Source organism: Streptomyces sp. NPDC050508, assembly GCF_040655155.1.
Classification (GTDB): Bacteria; Actinomycetota; Actinomycetes; order Streptomycetales; family Streptomycetaceae; genus Streptomyces.
Genome location: NZ_JBFAJJ010000005.1, coordinates 245,010 through 266,715 on the forward strand (window position 1 = coordinate 245,010; position 21,706 = coordinate 266,715).

The window sequence follows — 21,706 nt, forward strand, 5'->3', positions numbered from 1 at the left end:
CCTGCAAGTAGGGTCTGATCAAGAACGTCGAACCGAGCGGGGTGAGGGTTATGGCGACCAAGGACACCGGCGGCGGACAGCAGAAGGCGACGCGCTCTACGGAGGAGGTCGAGGAGCAGGCCGTTGAGACGGAGGCCACGGACGACCTCAAGGAGCGCCACGAGAAGCTGAGCGACGATGTCGACTCGGTTCTGGACGAGATCGACGACGTACTCGAAGAGAATGCCGAGGACTTCGTGCGGTCCTTCGTTCAGAAGGGCGGCCAGTAGGTCGCTCTGTCCTTCGATCCGAAGGTGAACGGGGTGGCGTGGTGGCTGGCGAGTCGAAGATGAAGTGCTGCGTGCGGTGCGGTGGGACCAAGCCGCACGCAGTCTTTGCATCCGAGCGTACGAATCACGTGCGATTCGGGGCGAGTCGGCCGCGTTCTGAGCGGCATGGGAATGCCTTCGCCGTTCATGTGGATCACTGCCACGAGACGGGTAGGGTCCGTGGCGTACTGTGCTTCAACTGCAATTCGGCCATCGGCAAGTTGGGAGATGATCCCGACGCTGTTCGTCGGGCTGCCGCCTACTTGGAAGGATCCTCGTGGAAGCCAACACTCGTAGCCCCGGGCGTCTACCAGCTGCCTTCCTGACGCCTGGGTCGTCGTCCTTCATGGACTTCCTCTCCGACCACCAGCCGGAGATGCTGCCGGGCAACCGGCAACTGCCGCCCATGCAGGGCGTCATCGAGGCACCCCACGGCACGACGATCGTCGCCGTCACGTTCCCCGGCGGCGTGGTGCTCGCCGGTGACCGGCGGGCGACCATGGGCAATGTCATCGCGCAGCGGGACATCGAGAAGGTGTTCCCCGCGGACGAGTACTCGGCCGTCGGTATCGCCGGCACCGCCGGACTCGCCGTCGAGATGGTCAAGCTCTTCCAGTTGGAGCTGGAGCACTTCGAGAAGGTCGAAGGCGCCCAACTCTCCCTGGAGGGCAAGGCGAACCGACTGTCCACCATGATCCGTTCCAACCTCGGCATGGCCATGCAGGGCCTGGCCGTGGTCCCGCTCTTCGCCGGGTTCGACGTGGACCGCGGCATCGGCCGCATCTTCTCCTACGACGTGACGGGCGGCCGTTCCCAGGAGCTCGGCTACGCGGCGACCGGCTCCGGCTCGGTCTTCGCCCGCGGCGCCATGAAGAAGCTCTTCCACGACCAACTGACCGAGAGCGAGGCCACGACTCTCGTGGTCCAGGCTCTCTACGACGCGGCCGACGACGACTCGGCAACCGGTGGTCCCGATGTCGCCCGCCGGATCTACCCGATCGTCACCGTGATCACCGAGGACGGCTTCCGTCGGCTCACCGATGACGAGTCCTCCGAGATCGCCCGCTCGATCCTGGAGCGGCGACTGCAGCAGCCCGACGGCCCGCGCGCCGCGCTGCTCTGACCGAGGGCCCGTTCTTATCAAGGTGATCCACTGACTTCGACGGAACTTTAAAGAGAGGGACGGATACCGGTGTCGACGCCGTTCTATGTCTCACCCCAGCAGGCCATGGCCGACCGGGCGGAGTACGCCCGCAAGGGCATCGCCCGTGGCCGCAGCCTAGTCGTGCTGCAGTTCGCCGACGGCATTGTCTTCGTCGGCGAGAACCCGTCCCGTGCGCTGCACAAGTTCAGCGAGATCTATGACCGGATCGGGTTCGCGGCTGCCGGAAAGTACAACGAGTACGAGAACCTGCGGATCGGTGGCGTGCGTTACGCCGACATGCGCGGTTACACGTACGACCGCGCGGATGTGACCGCCCGTGGTCTCGCCAACGTCTATGCCCAGACGCTCGGCACGATCTTCTCCAGTGCGGCCGAGAAGCCGTACGAGGTGGAGTTGGTCGTCGCGGAGGTCGGTGACACGCCCGACGGTGACCAGATCTACCGGCTGCCGCACGACGGTTCGATCGTGGACGAGCACGGCTCGGTCGCGGTCGGTGGCAATGCCGAGACGATCAGCACGTATCTGGACCAGCGCCACCGTGACGGCATGACCCTTGCGGAGGCGCTCAAGCTGGCCGTGCAGTCCCTGTCCCGTGACACGAACGGCAGCGAGCGGGAGATTCCCGCGGAGCGGCTGGAGGTCGCGGTTCTGGACCGCACCCGCCCGCAGGCCCGTAAGTTCAAGCGGATCGTCGGTGGCGAGCTGTCCCGCCTGCTCGAAAGTGGGAACGCCGGCGCTTCGGCGGAGTCCGACGAGGACGAAGGCGAGAGCGACGACGGGAAGTAAGGCGGCGTCCATCCCAGCCTCTCGTGTGCCCTGGCCGAATACCGGCCAGGGCACACGGCGTGGCAGGGGCGTCAGGCGTCGCCAGGTGGGGCCGTAGAACCCCGTACGACCAGTTCCACCGGGATGTCCCCCTCTTCCGGTACGCGGCCGTCCAGGACGGCCAGGAGGGCTCGCATGCCGTGTTCTCCGAAGAGTTCGGCGTCGAGGCGGACGGTGGTCAGTTCGGGGTCGATGGCGGTGGCGAGGGCGAGGTCGTCGAGGCCGGTGACCGAGAGGTCGTCGGGGATGCGCAGGCCCAGGCGGCGGGCGGCCTTGTAGGCGCCGGCGGCGAGTTTGTCGTCGTCGCAGACCAGGGCGGTCGGGCGGGGTCCCGGTGCTGAGAGGGCGGCTTCGGCGGCGGCCAGGGCGCCGTCGATGGAGATCGGGGCGCGGGTCGTACGGATCGTGGTGCCCTCGATCTCGCCCACTCGTGCGGCCAGTTCACGCGCGCGTACCTCGAAGGTCCAGGACGGTACGTCGGCGGCGAGGTGCAGGAAGCGGCGGTGGCCGAGGGCCAGCAGGTGGTCGGCGACCTGGCGGACGCCGTCGGCGATGTCGAGGTTGACGGTGGCCGCGCCGAGGCTGCCCTCCGGGTCGCTGTCGAGCATCACCAGGGGCAACTGGTCGCCGCGGATCGCGGTGAGGGCGTCGGCGGCCATGGAGGAGGCGATCACGCCGTCCAGGGCGGCCTGGGCGGAGGCGAAGGGGTCGCGGGCGGGGCCGATGCCCTCGGGGGAGGGGTAGAGGACGACGCCGAAGCCGTGTTCGGCGGCGACGCGGGCGGCGCCGGTGTAGACGCCGGCGAAGAACTCCGTCGTCAGGACCGGGACCACGAGCAGGACGGTGCGGGTGCGGCCGAGGCGGAGGTTGCGGGCGGCGAGGTTGGGGCGGTAGCCCAGGTCGCGTGCGGCCTCGCGGACGCGTTCGGCGGTCGTGGCCGAGACCCGGCCGCGCCACTTGTCGCCGAGCACCAGGGAGACCGCGGCCTGGGAGACGCCGGCGGCCTGCGCGACGTCGCGGCTCGTGGGGCGGGTGCTGCCTCGTGCCACCGTGGGCCTGCTCCTTCGGCTGTGCTCCGTCTGGACTCGTGAACAGGGCACATGGTACGTATGACAGTGGAAGTTATACGTAAAACTTGAGGGTGGGGTACGGCCGTGGGATATCTGGAGATCCTCAGGGCGAGGCACGCCACCCGCCTGCTGGTGGGCACGCTGGTGGGCCGGTTGCCGAACGCCACCGCCGCGATCGCGATCGTGCTGTTCATCCGCGCGGAGGGCGGCACCTACAGCCTCGCGGGGGCGCTGGCGGCCGTGTACGGCATCGCCAACGCGGTCGGACAGCCCCTCCTGGGGCGCCTGGTGGACGTCCACGGACAGCCACGTGTGCAGCTGCCCGCGGCCGTCCTGTCGGCGCTCTCGATGGCCGTCTTCGCCTTCTACGGCACGGATCCGCTGCCTCTCGCCTACGTCGCCGTGGCAGCCGCCGGACTCTTCGCGCCGCCTCTGGAGGGCGGTCTGCGGGCGCTGTGGCCGGCCGTACTGCGTCGCGAGGAGCAGGTGCACACGGCGTACGCGATGGACGCGGTCGCCCAGGAAGTCATGTTCACCGTGGGGCCGTTGCTCGTGACGGTGTTCGTGTCGCTGTGGTCCGCCCCGGTGGCGCTGCTCGTGCTGAACGTCATCGGGGTGCTGGGCGCCCTCTCCGTGGTCGTGTCGCCGCCCTCGCGCGCGTGGCGTTCGGCTCCGCGTGAGGCGCACTGGCTGGGTGCCCTGCGCTCGCCGGGGCTGCTGGCGCTGCTGGGCGCGTTCCTGTTCGTCGGGATGGCGCTCGGGTCGATCACGGTCGCGTCCGTGCCGTACGCGGACGGGCACGGCGGTGACGTGGTGTACGGCTGGCTGATGGCGGCGATCGGTCTTGGCGCGTTGCTGGGCGGGACCGTCTACGGGGCGCGGCAGTGGAGCGGGGTGCCGGAGCGTCGACTGCGGGTCCTGGTCGGGCTGCTGGCGGTGTGTTACCTGCCGTTGATGCTGATGCCGGGTGCGGTCGCCATGGTGCTGTTGACCGTGCTCGCCGGGGTGTTCCTCGCGCCCGCTCTCGCCTGCGCCTTCATCATCGTCGACCGGCACGCGCCCAAGGGCACGGTCACCGAGGCTTTCTCGTGGCTTGTGACGACGTTCACCGTGGGGGCGTCGGTCGGAACGGGCGTCGCGGGCCCGGTCGTACAGGCCGGTGGGGCCCTGTGGGGGTTCGCCGTGCCGGGGGTCGCGGGGGCCGTGTCGTTGCTGGTCCTGATGGCCACCGGGCGGGTCCTCGCAGCTCCCGCCGGGGGCGCGGTGGTTGCGGCTTCATCGGAAAATGATCCAAACCGTGCTGCCGAACCCCGTTTCAGCACAGGGGATCGGGCGTAATGTTCACTCATGGACCGCCGCATTTTCGGGCTGGAGAACGAGTACGGCGTCACGTGTACGTTCAGGGGACAGCGGCGTCTGTCTCCCGACGAGGTGGCTCGGTACCTCTTCCGCCGTGTCGTGTCATGGGGCCGCAGCAGCAATGTCTTTCTGCGAAACGGCGCCCGGCTCTATCTCGACGTGGGCTCACATCCGGAATACGCGACCCCCGAATGTGACAACGTGACCGAACTGGTCACCCACGACAAAGCCGGCGAGCGCATTCTCGAAGGACTCCTGGTGGACGCCGAACGACGCCTGCACGAGGAGGGAATCGCGGGCGACGTCTACCTCTTCAAGAACAACACCGACTCGGCGGGCAACTCGTACGGCTGCCACGAGAACTACCTGGTGGCACGGCACGGCGAGTTCTCCCGGCTCGCGGACATCCTCATCCCCTTCCTGGTCACGCGTCAGCTGCTGTGCGGCGCGGGCAAGGTTCTGCAGACTCCGCGCGGCGCCGTGTACTGCGTCAGCCAGCGCGCCGAACACATCTGGGAGGGCGTCTCCTCGGCTACGACGCGTTCCCGGCCCATCATCAACACCCGGGACGAACCGCACGCGGACGCCGAGCGCTACCGCCGTCTCCACGTCATCGTGGGCGACTCGAACATGTCCGAGACGACCATGCTGCTCAAGGTCGGCGCCACCGACCTGGTGCTGCGCATGATCGAGGCGGGCACGGTGATGCGTGACCTGACCCTGGAGAACCCGATCCGGGCGATCCGCGAGGTGAGCCACGACATCACGGGCCGGCGCAAGGTGCGCCTGGCCAGCGGGCGCGAGGCCTCCGCGATCGAGGTACAGCGCGAGTACTACGAGAAGGCCGTGGACTTCGTCGAGCGCCGCGGCATCCGTACCGGCACCGTCGAGCAGGTCCTCGAACTGTGGGGCCGCACGCTCGACGCGATCGAGGCCGAGGACCTCGACCGGATCGGCACCGAGATCGACTGGGTCATGAAGTACCAGCTCATCGAGCGGTACCGGGCGAAGCACAACATGACCATGTCCCATCCGCGGGTGGCGCAGATCGACCTCGCGTACCACGACATCCACCGTCGCCGAGGGCTCTACTACCTCCTGGAGAGGAAGGGCCAAGCCGCCCGGATCTGCAACGACTTGAAGATCTTCGAGGGCAAGTCCGTTCCGCCGCAGACCACTCGGGCCAGGCTCCGCGGCGACTTCATCCGCAGGGCCCAGGAACAGCGCCGGGACTTCACCGTCGACTGGGTCCATCTCAAGCTCAACGACCAGGCGCAGCGCACGGTGTTGTGCAAGGACCCGTTCCGTTCGGTGGACGACAGGGTGGAGAAACTGATCGCCGGAATGTAGGCGAAAGTATCCGGATATCGACGTCCGGATACATATTCGGTACGCCACACGGGCCCCGTACGTTTCACGTACGGGGCCCGTCTCGCACCGTAGAGTTGCGCGCACGCCATCAACAAGATCGACCGATACGAGGCCTTAACCGTGCGCCGACGCTCCCTTCTCATCGCCGTTCCCGCAGGACTCGTGACGCTCGCGGGGTGTGGTGACAGCGATTCCTCCTCCAGCAAGGCCAGCGCGTCGCCGTCGCCCTCGCCGTCCTCCTCGGCCTCGGCTGTGCCGCCGCCGAAGCTCGTGGACGGGCCGCTGCCGGCGATCACCGCGGGCACGAAGTTCGACGAGAAGCCGACCGTCGCCAAGGGCACCGGCACTCCGTCGAAGGACCTCGCGGTGAAGACGGTGATCGCGGGCAGCGGCAAGGCCGTGGCGGAGAACGACTTCGTCCAGGTCAACTACCTCGGCCAGGTCTGGTCGACGGCCAAGGTCTTCGACAACTCCTATGACCGCAAGACCTCGTTGGTCATCCAGCTCGCCCAGGGCGGCATCATCGACGGCTGGCGCTATGGTCTGGCGGGCAGGAAGGTCGGCAGCCGCGTCGAGATGGCCATCCCGCCGACCTGGGGATACGGCACGACGGGCAACGCCCAGGCGGGCATCAAGGGCACCGACACCCTGGTCTTCGTGATCGACATCCAGGACTCCTTCAACGCCAAGAGCTCCGCCAAGGGCACGACCGTCGCGCAGTCCGACGCCGCGCTGCCCAAGGTCGGCACGAACACCGACGGCAAGGCTCCCTCGGTCACCGTCCCGAAGTCGGACCCGCCCAAGAAGCTGGTGTCGAACTACGTCCTGGAGGGCGACGGAGCCGTCGTCAAGGAGGCGCAGTCGATCCTGTGCCAGTTCAAGGGCGTGGTCTGGAACACCGGCAAGGAGTTCGAATCGACGTACACCCAGGGCCGGTTGAGCCAGTTCTCGGTCAAGGAGATGGAGTCGGTCGTCAAGGGGCTGGCGCAGGGCGTCACCGGCAAGAAGGTCGGCAGCCGCGTCATGATCGTCGCGCCCGCGGACCTGGCTTACGGGAACACCCCGCCGACCGGCGGTGCCATCAAGAAGGGCGACACCCTGGTGTTCTCCGTGGACATCCTGGCGGCCATGTGACCCCTCCGGGGGAAGAACCTGGCCGGCGCGCGACCCCGGCCGGGATGCGAGACTGTCGGAGTTGCCTTGTCGTACACAAGCAGGAGCTAGAGACGTGAGCATCGAGAAGCCCGAGATCGACTTCCCGGAGGGCGAAGCCCCGACCGACCTGGAGATCAAGGATCTTTGGGAGGGTGACGGCGAGATCGCGGTGGCGGGCCAGAACGTCACCGTCCACTACGTGGGCGTGGCCTTCAGCACCGGCGAGGAGTTCGACGCCAGCTGGAACCGCGGTACCCCGTTCAAGTTCCCGCTCGGTGGCGGCCGTGTCATCAAGGGCTGGGACAAGGGCGTGCAGGGCATGAAGGTCGGCGGCCGTCGCCAGCTGACCATCCCGGCGCACCTCGCCTACGGCAACCAGAGCCCGACCCCGGCGATCAAGCCGGGCGAGACCCTGATTTTCGTGGTCGACCTCGTCGCCGTCTGATCACCGGTTCCGACCGGACCCGATCACCTGGGGCCCATGCCTGCGAGGGCATGGGCCCTCGGCTTTTGCCAGGCCTCCGCGGGGCGGTACGGTCATCGTTCGTAAGCACATACAGGGAGGCGAAGGGCGTCGATGGCCATTGCCAAGGCCGAGCGGCTGATGAACCTCGCGCTGTGTCTGCTCGGGACGCGGCGACCGCTCAGCAAGCGTGAGCTGCGCGAGTCCATCGAGGCCTACCTCGAAGCGGGCAGCGACGACTCCTTCAACCGGATGTTCGAGCGCGACAAGGACGATCTGCGCGAACTCGGGCTCGTCATCGAGACGGTGGAGAACCTGGACGGCGAGGTCGGCTATCTCGCCCGCCGTGACAGCAACCGCCTCCCGCCCATCACCCTCGACGCCGAGGAGGCCGCCGCGCTCGGTCTCGCCGCCAAGGTGTGGCAGCAGGCCCGGCTCGCCGGAGCCGCCAGTGGCGCGCTTCAGAAGCTGCGCGCCGCCGGGATGCCCGAGGACCTCGACCCGTACGAGCCGCACGGCGCCCTGGAGCCGCGTATTCCGGTGCATGAGGCGTCGTTCGAGCCGCTGATGCTGGCCTGCCGCGACCGTCGGCCTGTCGTCTTCGAGTACCGCAAGGCCACCGCCTCCCGCCCCGAGACGCGAAGCGTCGAGCCGTGGGCCCTTGAGTGCTGGCGCGGCCACTGGTACCTCGCCGGCTGGGACCGGGACCGCGGGGCCGAGCGGGTCTTCCGGCTGTCCCGGATCACCGGCAAGGTGCGCTCGCGCAACGGGCGGTTCACCGCGGACATCCCCGACGTCGTCACGGTCCGCGAGACCGTCGCGAGCTGGGCGGGGGAGACCGCCGACCGCTCCGCGCTGATCCGGCTCCGCACGGGCTCCGGGTACCCCTTGCGGGCGAAAGCCTCGGCGGTGCGGGAACTCGGGGACGGCTGGGACGAGTTGGAGATTCCGTACGGCCACGGACTGGACGCCTGGCTGGTGGAGTTCGGCCCGGACGTGGTCGTCCTGGAGCCGGCCGAGCTGCGGGCCGACGTGGTGGACCGGCTGCGTGCCGTGGCCAAGGGCTGAGGGGGAGCGGAAGAGAACTGTGGCAGGCAAACCGGTCAGGCCCACGAGCGCCATCGACCAGACCCGGCGGATGCTCTCCCTGGTGACCTATCTCAAGGAGCGCCCCGGAGCACGCGTCGAGGACGTCGCCCGTGCCTTCGGGATCACCGAGGACGAGTTGGTCTCCGACCTCGACGTCCTGCCCATGTGCGGGACCAGCTTCCGGGGCGGCGACCTGCTCGACATCGACACCGACGGCGACCGCATCTGGTGGCACAACCCGGACGACGTCGCCGAACCGCTGCGGCTCGCCGCCGACGAGGCGACCGCGCTGCTGGTCGCCGCCCGCGCTGTATCCACTCTGCCGGGCCTGCGCGAGAGCGACCGGCAGGCGCTGCTGCGGGCCAACGCCAAGCTGGAGGCGGCGGCCGGTGAGGCGGCCGGTGCCAGCGCACGCCTCTCGGTGACCTTCGAGTCCGAGGGCGGTGTCTTCGCGGACGTCGACCGGGCGATCTCCGAGCGCCGACGCCTGTGGATCCGCTACTACTCGCCCGCTCGCGACGAACTGTCCGAGCGCGAGATCGACCCCATCCGGCTGGTCAGCGTCGGGCACACGTACGTGGAGGCATGGTGCCGCCGTTCCGAGGCGCGCCGCACCTTCCGCCTCGACCGGGTCGCCGAGATCAAGATCCTCGACGAGCCGTCCGCACCGCCCGAGATCGAGCTGCGGGACCTGTCGGAGGCGCTGGTGCAGCCCGCCGCCGAGGACCCGGAGGTCGTGGTCGAGGTGGGTCCGGGCGGGCGCTGGGTCGCCGAGTACTACCCGCACGACAGTGCCGATGAGCTTCCCGACGGCGGGCTGCGTATTAGCTTGCGCACCCCCGACCCCACGTCCCTGAGACGCCTGGCCCTGCGGCTCGGGCGCGACGGCCGGATCGTCTCGCCGAGCGACCTCGCCGACAGCGCCCGCCGGGCCGCGCGTGAGGCGTTGGCGGCGTACGACGGACCGCAGGGTGTTGTTGACGCAGTGCACGGTGTTGACGAGAGGCAGGAGCAGGGGCTGTGAGCGAGTCGACGATGACGGGTGTTCCGGGCGTCTCCGATGGTCCGGAGATGACGGTGGCCGCCGCGTTCGCCGGGATGAAGAGCGTGGTCCCCGTGATGTTCAGAGCGGGCTGCCCGGACTGCCGGGGCAACTTCGAACTGGCGGCGAGCGCTCTGCGCCTCGCCATCGGCGCCACCAGCCGCACCACCTTCTACTCCTTCACCTGCCCCGACTGCGGCGCGGCCGTACGCAAGCCGGCGGGCGAGCGGATCGTCGAACTGCTCACCGGCGGTGGCGTCAGGACCCTGCGGCTGACCTCCGTCGTCTAGCAGGGTCTAGGCTCGCCCCATGTTCTGGGCGATGTTCGCGGTAGCTGTGGGTTTCCTGGGTCTCGCCGTGCTCGGCGTGCTCGCCGTCCGGGTCTTCCTGGAGGCACAGCGACTCGGACGCCAGGTCACGGACTCCGCGCAGCGCATCAACCGGGCGGCCGAGGACCTGGAGCGAGCGGCCGTGGCGACGGCCCGTTCCGTCGACGCACTGTGAGTCACGTATGCGCGAGGTGTGAGTTGCGTGCCTCATGCGCTTCGCGTCACTTTGCCCTGTCACGTTGTCGGTGGAGGCGGGTACGCTGCTGATCGCGGTCCGGATAACGAGGCCCGGAGCGCGGACCGGGAGTACGCACGGGGATTGCCTCACGTTTACCCCTGAGCGTTACGATCGCTGGCAGCACGAAGGTCGGACAGATGTCCGACCGATCGGACAGCACCCCACCCCAGCCGCCTCGGTGAGAAGGTAAAGACTTATGTTCGGAAGGCTCGGAGCTCCCGAGATCATTCTCATCCTCGTCGTCATCGTGCTCCTGTTCGGCGCGAAGAAGCTTCCGGACATGGCCCGCTCGCTCGGCAAGTCCGCTCGCATCCTCAAGAGCGAAGCCAAGGCGATGAAGGAAGAGGGCAACAGCACTCCCGCCCCGGCCGGCCCGCCGACCACCGACGAGCCCGTGCAGCGCACCATCCAGGCGGCTCCCGGCGACGTGACCAGCTCGCGTCCCGTCACCGAGCCGTCGGACACCACCAAGCGCTGACGCAGGGCCGGGACGCCCCCGGCCTGCCGCACGAGATGAGGACGTGGGTTGCCTAAGTCTGCCCGCACGAAGGAGAAGGACCCCGAGGGGCGGATGCCCCTCGCGGACCATCTGCGCGAGCTGCGCAACCGGCTCGCGAAGGCGATGCTCGCCATCATCGTGGTGACCTGCGTGGCCGCCTTCTTCTACAACGACATCGTCAACATCATCACCAAGCCGGTGTTGCACTCGGTCGGTTGCTCCCAGAACTTCGAGCAGCTGGCGAAGACGTCCAAGACGTCCCAGCCGTGTGCGCAGATCACGATAAACGGTCTGCTGACGCCGTTCACGCTGGCGTTGAAGGTGTCCCTGATGGCCGGTGTCGTCCTGGCCTCCCCGGTCTGGCTGTACCAGCTGTGGGGCTTCGTCGCTCCCGGCCTGCACAAGAACGAGAAGAAGTACGCGCTCTCCTTCGTGGGCACCGGCGTCCCGCTGTTCCTCGGCGGCGCCTACTTCGCCTACCGGGTGCTGCCCACCACGGCGCAGGTCCTGATCGGCTTCACGCCCAAGGACGTCAACAACCTGCTGCCGCTGGACGACCTGCTCGACCTGGTCACGCGCATGGTGCTCGTCTTCGGCCTCTCCTTCGAGCTGCCGCTGCTGCTGATCATGCTCAACCTCACGGGTGCGCTGACCGGCAAGCGGATGCTCGGCTGGTGGCGCGGCATGATCCTCGGCATCACGGTCTTCGCGGCCGTCGCCACCCCCAGCACCGACCCGCTGACCATGCTCGCGCTGGCCGGGCCGATCTGGGTGCTGTACTTCGCCGCTGTCGTCTTCTCCCTGCTCAACGACCGGCGCAAGCGCCGCCGCGATGCGGAGGGACCGGGTGACGACGAGGCCTCGGACCTGGACCTCACCCCCGAGGACATCGGCGACGTCGAGGCCGTCCCGGCCGGCCGGGCAGCCCTGCCCGAGCAGGCGAACGGCACGGGTTCCGACCGGGTCAACGGCTATGACGACGTGACCTGATCACGTTCCTGACTCCGCCGAGACCGGCCGTTCCCGCAGCGCGGGCGGCCGGTCTCCGTGTGTGGAGGACTCATGGGAACGGATAATGATCGTCCTGTTGTCAGTGGCGCCCGGTACGCTCGAAAGCACGATGACAGAGGACCTCTCCCCGGCCGAGCGGTACGCGGCAGCCCGCCTGCGGGCAGCCGAGCAGGCCACCGCGCTCGCGGACTTCCGCGAGATGTACGACTTCGGTCTCGACCCCTTCCAGATCGAGGCCTGTAAGGCGCTCGAAGCGGGGAAGGGCGTGCTGGTCGCGGCGCCCACCGGCTCCGGCAAGACGATCGTCGGCGAGTTCGCCGTCCACCTCGCCCTCCAGCAGGGCAAGAAGTGCTTCTACACGACCCCCATCAAGGCACTGTCGAACCAGAAGTACGCCGACCTGTGCCGCCGTTACGGCGCGGACAAGGTCGGCCTGCTCACCGGCGACAACAGCGTCAACTCCGAAGCCCCGGTGGTCGTGATGACCACCGAGGTGCTGCGCAACATGCTGTACGCCGGTTCGCAGACCCTCCTCGGCCTCGGCTACGTGGTCATGGACGAGGTGCACTACCTCTCCGACCGCTTCCGCGGCGCCGTATGGGAAGAGGTGATCATCCACCTCCCCGAGTCGGTGACCCTGGTCTCGCTGTCGGCGACCGTGTCGAACGCCGAGGAGTTCGGCGACTGGCTCGACACCGTCCGCGGCCACACCGAGGTGATCGTCTCCGAGCACCGGCCGGTCCCGCTGTTCCAGCACGTGCTCGCCGGGCGGCGGATGTACGACCTCTTCGAAGAGGGCGAGGGCAACAAGAAGGCCGTCAACCCCGACCTCACGCGCCTGGCCCGCATGGAAGCGCAGCGCCCCTCGTACCAGGACCGCAAGCGCGGCCGTGCCATGCGCGAGGCCGACCGGGAGCGGGAGCGCAGATCGCGTTCCCGGGTGTGGACACCGGGACGCCCCGAGGTCATCGAGCGGCTGGACAACGAAGACCTGCTGCCCGCCATCACGTTCATCTTCAGCCGCGCCGCCTGCGAGGCAGCCGTACAGCAGTGTCTGTACGCCGGGCTGCGGCTCAACGACGACGAGGCGCGGGAGAGGGTGCGCGCCCTCGTCGAGGAGCGCACGGCGTCCATTCCGAACGAGGACCTGCATGTCCTCGGGTACTACGAGTGGTTGGAAGGCCTGGAGCGCGGCATCGCGGCCCACCACGCGGGCATGCTGCCAACGTTCAAGGAGGTCGTCGAGGAACTGTTCCTGCGCGGGCTCGTGAAGGCCGTGTTCGCCACCGAGACCCTGGCGCTCGGCATCAACATGCCCGCGCGCTCGGTGGTGTTGGAGAAGCTCGTCAAGTGGAACGGCGAGCAGCACGCCGACATCACCCCCGGCGAGTACACCCAGTTGACCGGCCGGGCCGGCCGCCGCGGCATCGATGTCGAGGGCCACGCCGTCGTGCTGTGGCAGCGCGGGATCAGCCCCGAGCACCTCGCCGGACTGGCCGGCACGCGCACGTATCCGCTGCGCTCCAGCTTCAAGCCGTCGTACAACATGGCGGTCAACCTCGTGGAGCAGTTCGGGCGGCACCGGTCGCGTGAGCTGCTGGAGACGTCCTTCGCGCAGTTCCAGGCCGACCGGTCGGTCGTCGGGATCTCGCGACAGGTGCAGCGCAACGAGGAGGGTCTGGAGGGCTACAAGGACTCCATGACCTGCCACCTGGGCGACTTCGACGACTACATGCGGCTGCGCCGCGAGCTCAAGGACCGCGAGACCGAGCTCGCCCGGCAGGGCGTGGCGCTACGGCGGGCCGAGTCCGCCGTCGCACTGGAGAAGCTCAAGCCGGGAGACATCATCCATGTCCCGACCGGCAAGTACGCCGGACTGGCACTGGTGTTGGACCCGGGACTGCCCGCCGGGCGGTCCAACGGTCACCGCGGCTTCGAGCAGCACGACGGGCCGCGCCCGCTCGTCCTCACGGTCGAACGGCAGGTCAAGCGGCTCGCGTCGATGGACTTCCCGGTGCCCGTCGAGGCGTTGGACCGGATGCGGATCCCGAAGACCTTCAACGCCCGTTCCCCGCAGTCCCGTCGGGACCTGGCCTCCGCACTGCGCACCAAGGCCGGGCACATTCCGCCGGAGCGGGCCCGCAAGCAGCGGTCCCAGGCCGCGGACGACCGGGAGATCGCGCAGTTGCGTACGGCGATCCGGGCGCATCCGTGTCACGGCTGCACCGACCGTGAGGATCACGCCCGTTGGGCCGAGCGGTATCACCGGCTGCAGCGGGACACCACGCAGTTGGAGCGGCGGATCGAGGGGCGGACGAACACGATCGCCCGGACCTTCGACCGGATCGTGGCGCTGCTGACCGAGCTGGACTATCTGCGGGGCAACGAGGTCACCGAGCACGGGAAGCGGCTGGCCCGGCTGTACGGCGAGCTCGATCTGCTTGCCAGTGAGTGTCTGCGGGAGGGTGTCTGGGAGGGGCTTGCTCCTGCTGAACTCGCCGCGTGCGTCTCTGCGTTGGTGTTCGAGGCTCGGGTCAGTGACGACGCGACGACACCCAAGGTGCCGTCCGGGCCGGCCAAGGCCGCGCTGGGGGAGATGGTGCGGATCTGGGGGCGGCTCGATGCGCTTGAGGAGGACTTCCGGATCACCCAGACCGAAGGGGTCGGGCAGCGGGAGCCTGATCTCGGGTTTGCCTGGGCCGCGTATATGTGGGCCAGTGGGAAGGGGTTGGACGAGGTCCTTCGCGAGGTGGAGATGCCTGCCGGGGACTTTGTTCGGTGGTGTAAGCAGGTGATCGATGTGCTGGGGCAGATTTCTGCTGCGGCGCCGGTTACTGGTGGGGAGGCGACTTCTACCGTGGCGAAGAATGCGCGTAAGGCTGTTGAGTTGTTGCTGCGGGGGGTTGTGGCCTACTCGTCGGTGGGGTGACGGGTTTGGGGGCGGGTGCGGGTTGGCTGTGGCTGGTCGCGCCCACGCGGCGGAGCCGCATATTGACACAGCCCCGCGCCCCTAGGGGGTTGTGCGCTGCGCCCCTTTAAGAGCTCACGTACGGTCGCCAGCCGCCGTAGCTTGTGATGTCCTCGGCGTCTTCCAGCGCCGCCGGCTCGCACAAGAAACCCGGGACCCGGGTACCGTCTGCCAGTTCCACGCTTCCCAGTGTCATCGGGCGGGGCAGGCTCGCCAGCAAGTGGCCCAGGCCCTCCGCCGGTAGGCGCCACACCTCCGTCTCGATCTTCGCGCCGCCCTCGCCCACATGGACCAAGCCCGGCTTGGGCGGAGTCGTTGCCAGGGCGTGCAAGCGGTACACCGGGGCCGTTGTTGTCGTGCGGTCCAAGCGGGCGCCCAGGGACAGGAGTTGGGGGTTCAGGGGCTGACCCGTCAAGTGGGCGCCCACGACTGCCAGTTGGACTGAAGGGTCCAGGGCGCGTGCGATCTGCGCCAGGCGGTCGTCCGTGAATGCCGGGCCGATCAGCATCACCCCGAAGGGGAGGCCGTTCACGTCGCCCGACGGGGTTGCCACCGCCGCCAGGTCGAAGAGGTTCGTGGAGTTGGTGAAGCGGCCCAGGCGGGCGTTCGCGCCCAGCGGGTCTTCGGCCACCTCGGCCAGGGTCGGGTGACCTGGAGTCGTCGGGAGCAACAGGGCGTCCGCGTCCGTCAGTTCGGAGAGGGCTCGGGTCCGTAGGGAGTCCAGGCGGTCCTGGTCCGCGTACAGCTGGTGGGCCGGGATGTCTCGGGCTCGGGTGATGATGCCGGTGACTGTGGGGTCCAGGCCCTCGGTACCGGATGCGATCGCCTTGTCGACAAAGGCTCCTACCGCTGTGTAGCGCTCGGCCACGAACGCTCCCTGGTAGAGCATCGCCGCCGCTTCCGTGAAGGGGGTGAGGTCCAGGGTGCGGATCTCGGCGCCCGCGCTCCTGAGCCGCTCCACCGCCGCCTCGTACGCCGCCGCCCAGCCCTCGTCCAGTTCGCCCAGCAGGTCGCGTGGCGGGACCGCGATGCGCCATGGGCCGGGGGCTCGCTGGGGGAGGGGCGGGAGGGCGCGGGCCGGTGGGGAGGTCATGAAGGACAGGGCCTGCTCGGCCTCCGGGAGCGTGCGGGCGAAGACCGTCACGCAGTCGATCGACGCGCAGGCCGGGACCACGCCCGCTGTCGGGACCAGGCCCCGGGTGGGCTTGAGGCCGACGATGCCGTTGAAGGCGGCGGGGACCCGGCCCGAGCCCGCCGTGTCGGTTCCGAGGGCGAAGTCCACGATGCCCAGGGCCACCGCGACGGCCGAACCGGCGCTGGAGCCGCCGCTGATCCGAGCCGGGTCGTGGGCGTTGCGGACCGCGCCGTACGGGGAGCGGGTGCCGACCAGGCCCGTGGCGAACTGGTCGAGGTTCGTGGTGCCGAGCACGATCGCGCCGGCCGCGCGGAGCCGGGCCACCACCGGGGCATCGGTCGACGGCTCGTAGGCGTATGCAGGGCAGCCCGCCGTTGTCGGTAGGCCGTGGACGTCTATGTTGCCCTTGGCCGCGAACAGGCGCCCGGCGAGGGGGAGTTGTTCGCCTGCCGCCACTCGATCGGCTATCGCCCGTGCCTCGGACTCGACCTCGGCCTGTGGGCGCAGGTCGATCCAGATCTCGGGGCGGTCCACGGCCTCGATGCGGGCGTAGGCGGCGCGGACTCGGGACACGATGGTCGACATCTCTTGTTGCTCCTTGCGGTTCAGCTTGCGGGGGCCAGGACGAGCAACGCCGTGCCCGCCTCGACCTGGTCGCCGGGCCTGGCCAGGATTTCCGTGACTACGCCGGCCATGGGCGCGTGCACCCTGGACTCCATCTTCATCGCCTCCAGGGCCAGGAGGGGTTGGCCGACTGTCACCTCGTCACCCGGCTCCACGTTCAACTGCCAGACGGAGGCCGCGAATTCGGCCTCCACCAGGCGTCCGCCCGCCGGGACCGTCACCTCGGCCTGCGGTGGTGCCGGGGCTGCTGCCGCCTCCGCCCGGGTGAACTCGCCCGCCGCCTCCCAGGCATCGCGTTCCGCGCCGAACGCGGTCTGCTGGCGGGACCTGAACTCCGCGATGGACTCGGCGTTCTCGGTGAGGAACGCCTCGTACTCGGCGAGCGAGAACGTGCCCTCCTCGATGCGCGGGACGAAACGGCCGGAGGTGATGTCGGCCCGGAGATCGAGGAGTTCGTCCGGCTCCACCGGGTACCACTTGATGCGGTCGAAGAAGCGAAGGAGCCAGGGCGAGCCCTGCTCGAACGCGCCGCGCTGCTGCCAACCCGACCACACCTGGGTCGTACGGCCCACGAACTGGTAGCCGCCGGGGCCCTCCATGCCGTAGATGCAGAGGTAGGCACCCCCGATGCCGACCGAGTTCTCGGCCGTCCAGGTGCGGGCCGGGTTGTACTTCGTCGTCACCAGGCGGTGGCGGGGGTCCAGAGGGGTCGCCACGGGAGCGCCCAAGTAGACGTCTCCCAGGCCCAGTACGAGGTATTCCGCGTCGAAGACCGTGGCGTAGACGTCCTCGACCGAGTCCAGGCCGTTGACGCGGCGGATGAACTCGATGTTCCAGGGGCACCAAGGGGCGTCGTCGCGGACACCGGCCATGTAGCGGGCGATCGCCTCGCGCGTCGCCGGGTCGTCCCAGGAGAGGGGGAGGTGGACCGTGCGGGAGGGGACGATCAGTTGGTCCGTGGGCGGGAGTGCCGCCGCTATCTCCCTTACGGAGGACAGGAGTTCGGACTGGGGTAGGCGGCTCGGGTCCGTCTGGATCTGGAGGGAGCGGATGCCTGGGGTGAGGTCCGTGACGCCCTCGAAGTCGGCCTCCGACACTGCCTCCATCAGGGCGTGGACCCGCATGCGCTGCGCCAGGTCCAGCTGCATGGGGCCGAATTCGACGAGGAGGTTGTCGTCGCCGCTGCGGCGGAAGGTGACGTCTCCGTCCCGGGCCAGGATTCCGCCGTCCACGATGTCGGGGCGGGGCGAGCCGTCGACGTTCACCGGGGCGAAGCACACCGTGTCGCCGGGCCTGAACTGGCCCAGTTTCCAACGCTCTTGGCTGATGACCGTCGCCGGGCAGACGAAGCCGCCGAGTGAAGGGCCGTCGGGGCCGAGCAGGACCGGCATGTCGCCCGTGTAGTCGACGGCGCCCACCGAGTACGGGGTGTCGTGGATGTTGGACGGGTGCAGGCCCGCCTCGCCGCCGTCGGTGCGGGCCCAGCGGGGCTTCGGGCCGACCAGGCGGACGCCCGTGCGCGCCGAGTTGAAGTGGACCTTCCAGTCGGCCGCGTAGAAGTCGCGGATGTCGTCCTCGGTGAAGAACTCCGGTGCCGCGTGCGGGCCTTCGACCGCTGCCACGTCCCATACGGCGGCGAAAGTCGGGCGGTCGGCCGACGGGACCGGTGTGCCCTCGGTGACCGTGCCGCCGTGCAGGACGTCACCGGTGCGCAGCGCCCGGCCGCCGTGGCCGCCGAAGCGGCCCAGGGTGAAGGTGCTCGCACTGCCGAGGAAGGCGGGCACGTCCAGGCCGCCCGCGAACAACACGTAGGTCCGCAGGCCGTGTTCGGCCGGTGCGCCGATTTCCAGGACCGATCCCGCGGGTACCGTCACCGGTTCCCACTGGGGGACGGGCGTGCTGTCGATGGTCACCGGTGCGGGGGCGCCCGTCACGCACACCGTTGTGGCGTGGGTGAACCTCAACGTCGGTCCCTGGAGGGTGCATTCGAGGCCGGGGGTGCCCTCCTCGTTGCCGAGCGCGCGGTTGCCGAGGCGGAAGGAGAGGTCGTCCATCGGGCCGCACGGGGGTACGCCGACCTGCCAGTAGCCGGTGCGGCCGGGCCAGTCCTGGACGGTGGTGAGGGTGCCGCCGGCGATGATTTCGATCCGGGGAGTGGGGTCCGTGACGGTGGTGAGGGTCGCCGTGGAGTGGGTGGCCGCACGGAAGTCCGGTTCGGCCAGCGCCGCCCGTACCAGGCCCAGGTTGGTCTCGATGCCGTCCACGCGGGTGCGGGCCAGCGCCTCGTCGAGCCGCCTGAGCGCGTGGGCGCGGTCGGAGCCGTACGCGATGACCTTCGCGAGCATCGGGTCGTACGACGTCGTCACCTCGGTTCCGGTCTCCACCCAGCCGTCGACGCGCACGCCGTGCGGGAACTCGACCCGGGTCAACAGGCCCGCGCTGGGCCGGTGTTCGCGGGACGGGTCCTCGGCGTAGACGCGGGCCTCGACGGCGTGGCCGCGTGGGGTGCCGGGTTCGCGGACGACGTCGGTCTCGCCGCGGGCCAGGCGCAGCATCCAGGCGACCAGGTCGACGCCGTAGACCTCCTCGGTGACCGGATGTTCGACCTGGAGGCGGGTGTTGACCTCCAGGAAGTAGGCCTCCTCGCGCGTCGCGTCGTAGACGAACTCGACCGTGCCTGCGGAGCGGTAGCCGACCGAGGCACACAAGTCGCGGGCGGACTCGGCCAGTTGTCGGCGAATGCGCGAGGGGAGTCCCGGTGCGGGGGCCTCCTCCACCACCTTCTGGTTGCGGCGCTGGAGGGAGCAGTCGCGGTCGCCGAAGGTGACGACCTTGCCCTCGCCGTCGCCGAAGACCTGTACCTCGACGTGGCGGGCGTGCTCGACGAGGCGTTCCAGGAAGACACCGGCGGAGGAGAAGGAGGCGGCGGCGACGCGCTGCACCCGCTCCCAGGCCTCGGCGAGTTCGGTGGCGGAGTGGCAGGCCGACATGCCGATGCCGCCGCCTCCGCCGGTCGCCTTGAGCATGACGGGGTAGCCGATCAGGGCTGCTTGGTTGAGCGCCTCGTCCAGGTCTGCCAACAGACCGGTGCCGGGCGCCAGTTGGACTCCCGCCGCCTCTGCCGCCGCCCGTGCCGTGTGTTTGGCGCCGAACAGTTCCAACTGGCCGGGCGTCGGGCCCACGAACACGATGCCGGCGTCCTCGCAGCGGCGTGCGAAGGCCGCGTCCTCGGAGAGGAAGCCGTAGCCGGGGTGGATCGCGCCCGCGCCCGTGTCCTTGGCCGCCTTGAGCACCAAGTCGGCGTCCAGATAGGACTCTTTGGCCGGTGCCGGGCCGAGTCGTACCGCCTCGTCGGCGAGCCGTGCGTGGGGTGCCGAGCGGTCGGCGTCGGAGTGCACGGCGACCGTGCGCAGGCCGAGTTCGCGGGCCGTGCGGATGATGCGGACGGCGATCTCGCCCCGGTTGGCGATCAGCAGCGTGTCGAAGGTCATTCCGGGACCCCGATGGTCATCTCCACGGCCGTCGGCTCGAAGCCGTTGCAAGGGTTGTTGATCTGGGGGCAGTTGGACACCAGGACCAGGACGTCGCGTTCGGCGCGCAGGGTCAGTTTCAGACCCGGAGCGGAGAGGCCGTCGACGATGCCGAGGGTGCCGTCCTTCTCGACCGGCACGTTCATGTACCAGTTGATGTTGGAGACCAGGTCGCGCTTGCCGAGGCCGTAACGGGCGCCCTCCGCGAGGAAGTTGTCCACGCACGCGTGCTGCGACCACGTGTGGTGGCCGTAGCGCAGGGTGTTGGACTCCTTGGAGCAGGCGCCGCCCACCGTGTCGTGCCGGCCCACCTCGTCGTCCGTGACCGTCATCAGCGGGGTGTGCTCGTTGGACATCAGCACGCTGCCGGTGGTGAGGAAGAGGTTGCCCTGGGCGTGGATGGTGTCGGGGGCGCTGTAGCGGACCGACGTGTCGTGGGCGTCGTAGACGAGGAAGTCGACGGCCTGGTTGCCGTGCAGGTCGGTGATGGTGAGCGTCTCGCCCGCGTGGACGACGGACGACCAGGCGGCACGCGCCGGTACGGTCACGGTCTTCATGCGATCCCCCTCGCGGCAAGGAACTCGGTGGTGTTGAGGAAGGCGCGGCGGCCTTCGGGCGTGGCCTCCCACAGTGGGTCGCCCGGCTTGGTGGCCTCGGCGCGCCAGGCGAGCACCTCCAGCGGGGTGCTGACGTAGTCGTCGCGCGGGTCGGCCGGGTGCGGCGCGTTCGCGATCAGTACGGTCACGTCCTGTTCGGCGCGGAGGGTCACGCTGCCGCCGGGGCCGGTCGAGCCGGTGAAGTCGAGGGAGCCGTCGTCGCGGACCTCCACGCCCTGGAAGAAGGAGAGCGAGGGTGGCAAGTCGCGTGGTTCCAGGCCGTTCTTGGCGGCGGCGAGCTTGAACAGCTCCCGTCCGGCAGGGGAGTTGGACTGTGGGGTGCCGTCGCCGTAGCGCTCGGTGTTGCGGACGAGCGTGGAGGTGCCGCACAGGGCGTCGTGGTGGCCGGAGGTGTCGGCGACCAGGGAGGCGAGGACGCGGCCCTGGTCGGAGAGGAGGAGCTGGCCCTCGCCGAGGTAGGCGTTCCACTGGACCTTGACCGTGTCGGCGACGTTCAGCCGTTCCCAGGGGCGGTCGGCCGCGTACAGGAGCAGGTGGGCGCAGGCGTCGCCGCGCAGGTCGGTGAGGCGGAGTTCGGTGCCGCGGGCCAGGACGCGGTGGGTGTAGTTGCCGCCCGCGACGGTCTCGGCCCACACCAGGTGGCCCGCCTCGCAGGGCGGTGCCGGCCAGTCGCCGGCCGGGACGACGGGCATCGCCTCGGCCTGCTTGCCCTCCTGGGCGCGGGCGTGGGCGCGGGCTCCGTATGTGGTCGCTGTCGCCATCGCGGGGGACCTCCGGCTGCGGGGACGTCTTGGTCGTACGACATTTCTGTCGCTCGACAGAAATTAGGAGGCGGGCGGGTCACCGGGGTTGCCCGGGTGTTGCCGGTCGGTTACCGAGCCCTCACGGAGATCGCCGGGCGTTCGACG

At 69.4% G+C, this 21,706-nt stretch carries 19 protein-coding genes and 1 pseudogene; 15 read left to right on the forward strand and 5 right to left on the reverse strand.

All coding sequences use genetic code 11. From position 1 onward, the window contains the following. Positions 1-50 precede the first annotated feature (50 nt). The 4 genes and pseudogenes from AB0I69_RS16610 (at position 51) to prcA (ending at position 2,259) form a co-directional block, all read left to right on the forward strand. Positions 51-269, forward strand: coding sequence for a ubiquitin-like protein Pup (locus tag AB0I69_RS16610; RefSeq protein WP_317879859.1), 219 nt, complete (start codon positions 51-53; stop codon positions 267-269). A 179-nt stretch (positions 270-448) separates the two neighbouring features. Beyond that, positions 449-634, forward strand: a pseudogene (locus AB0I69_RS16615) (endonuclease VII domain-containing protein); the annotation flags it as partial. Further along, positions 586-1,431 (forward strand): proteasome subunit beta, encoded by an 846-nt coding sequence (gene prcB, locus AB0I69_RS16620; RefSeq protein ID WP_363096357.1) that lies wholly within the window; start codon positions 586-588, stop codon positions 1,429-1,431. The pseudogene AB0I69_RS16615 and the gene prcB, both read left to right, overlap by 49 nt. Positions 1,432-1,500: 69 nt before the next feature. Continuing rightward, on the forward strand, positions 1,501-2,259 hold the full coding sequence (gene prcA / locus AB0I69_RS16625) for a proteasome subunit alpha (RefSeq protein WP_363096358.1): 759 nt from the start codon (positions 1,501-1,503) through the stop codon (positions 2,257-2,259). Between the two features lie 71 nt (positions 2,260-2,330). Here prcA and AB0I69_RS16630 read toward each other — a convergent pair whose 3' ends face one another. Beyond that, on the reverse strand, positions 2,331-3,347 hold the full coding sequence (locus tag AB0I69_RS16630) for a LacI family DNA-binding transcriptional regulator (RefSeq protein ID WP_363096359.1): 1,017 nt from the start codon (positions 3,345-3,347) through the stop codon (positions 2,331-2,333). Between the two features lie 105 nt (positions 3,348-3,452). On the opposite strand from AB0I69_RS16630, the gene AB0I69_RS16635 reads away from it, so the two are divergent. The 11 genes from AB0I69_RS16635 to AB0I69_RS16685 all read left to right on the forward strand — a co-directional run bounded on the left by AB0I69_RS16635 (position 3,453) and on the right by AB0I69_RS16685 (position 14,853). Next, positions 3,453-4,706: an MFS transporter gene (locus AB0I69_RS16635; RefSeq protein ID WP_363096360.1), complete on the forward strand. Its 1,254-nt coding sequence runs from the start codon at positions 3,453-3,455 to the stop codon at positions 4,704-4,706. Positions 4,707-4,715: 9 nt separating this feature from the next. Beyond that, positions 4,716-6,077 (forward strand): Pup--protein ligase, encoded by a 1,362-nt coding sequence (gene pafA, locus AB0I69_RS16640; RefSeq protein ID WP_033283736.1) that lies wholly within the window; start codon positions 4,716-4,718, stop codon positions 6,075-6,077. Between the two features lie 141 nt (positions 6,078-6,218). After that, entirely contained in the window at positions 6,219-7,232 is a 1,014-nt protein-coding gene (locus AB0I69_RS16645; protein WP_363096361.1) for an FKBP-type peptidyl-prolyl cis-trans isomerase, read from the forward strand. A 94-nt stretch (positions 7,233-7,326) separates the two neighbouring features. Continuing rightward, the gene (locus AB0I69_RS16650; protein WP_363096362.1) at positions 7,327-7,698 is read left to right on the forward strand and encodes an FKBP-type peptidyl-prolyl cis-trans isomerase; all 372 of its coding nucleotides are present in this window, start codon (positions 7,327-7,329) and stop codon (positions 7,696-7,698) included. A gap of 132 nt (positions 7,699-7,830) precedes the next feature. Beyond that, on the forward strand, positions 7,831-8,784 hold the full coding sequence (locus AB0I69_RS16655) for a WYL domain-containing protein (RefSeq protein WP_363096363.1): 954 nt from the start codon (positions 7,831-7,833) through the stop codon (positions 8,782-8,784). 19 nt (positions 8,785-8,803) lie between these two features. Continuing rightward, a complete protein-coding gene (locus tag AB0I69_RS16660; RefSeq protein WP_363096364.1) occupies positions 8,804-9,829 on the forward strand; it encodes a WYL domain-containing protein in 1,026 nt (341 codons plus the stop codon). Between the two features lie 11 nt (positions 9,830-9,840). Next, positions 9,841-10,137: a hypothetical protein gene (locus AB0I69_RS16665; protein ID WP_363096654.1), complete on the forward strand. Its 297-nt coding sequence runs from the start codon at positions 9,841-9,843 to the stop codon at positions 10,135-10,137. A gap of 19 nt (positions 10,138-10,156) precedes the next feature. Continuing rightward, positions 10,157-10,351 (forward strand): hypothetical protein, encoded by a 195-nt coding sequence (locus tag AB0I69_RS16670; protein WP_363096365.1) that lies wholly within the window; start codon positions 10,157-10,159, stop codon positions 10,349-10,351. A gap of 259 nt (positions 10,352-10,610) precedes the next feature. Beyond that, positions 10,611-10,892, forward strand: coding sequence for a Sec-independent protein translocase subunit TatA (tatA, locus tag AB0I69_RS16675; RefSeq protein WP_363096366.1), 282 nt, complete (start codon positions 10,611-10,613; stop codon positions 10,890-10,892). 48 nt (positions 10,893-10,940) lie between these two features. Further along, a complete protein-coding gene (tatC, locus tag AB0I69_RS16680) occupies positions 10,941-11,903 on the forward strand; it encodes a twin-arginine translocase subunit TatC (protein ID WP_363096367.1) in 963 nt (320 codons plus the stop codon). 85 nt (positions 11,904-11,988) lie between these two features. Next, positions 11,989-14,853 (forward strand): DEAD/DEAH box helicase, encoded by a 2,865-nt coding sequence (locus tag AB0I69_RS16685; RefSeq protein ID WP_363096368.1) that lies wholly within the window; start codon positions 11,989-11,991, stop codon positions 14,851-14,853. Positions 14,854-14,959: 106 nt separating this feature from the next. Here the strand turns inward: AB0I69_RS16685 and atzF are convergent, their stop codons facing one another. The 4 genes from atzF to AB0I69_RS16705 are packed head-to-tail and all read right to left on the reverse strand — an operon-like array spanning position 14,960 to position 21,559. Continuing rightward, positions 14,960-16,612: an allophanate hydrolase gene (gene atzF, locus AB0I69_RS16690; RefSeq protein ID WP_363096369.1), complete on the reverse strand. Its 1,653-nt coding sequence runs from the start codon at positions 16,610-16,612 to the stop codon at positions 14,960-14,962. 20 nt (positions 16,613-16,632) lie between these two features. Further along, positions 16,633-20,142 (reverse strand): 5-oxoprolinase/urea amidolyase family protein, encoded by a 3,510-nt coding sequence (locus AB0I69_RS16695; RefSeq protein ID WP_363096370.1) that lies wholly within the window; start codon positions 20,140-20,142, stop codon positions 16,633-16,635. Beyond that, the gene (locus AB0I69_RS16700) at positions 20,139-20,738 is read right to left on the reverse strand and encodes an urea amidolyase associated protein UAAP2 (protein ID WP_363096371.1); all 600 of its coding nucleotides are present in this window, start codon (positions 20,736-20,738) and stop codon (positions 20,139-20,141) included. Before AB0I69_RS16700 ends, AB0I69_RS16695 begins: the two co-directional genes overlap by 4 nt. Further along, a complete protein-coding gene (locus AB0I69_RS16705; protein WP_363096372.1) occupies positions 20,735-21,559 on the reverse strand; it encodes an urea amidolyase associated protein UAAP1 in 825 nt (274 codons plus the stop codon). The genes AB0I69_RS16700 and AB0I69_RS16705 overlap by 4 nt, the downstream gene beginning before the upstream one ends. Positions 21,560-21,706: the final 147 nt, after the last annotated feature.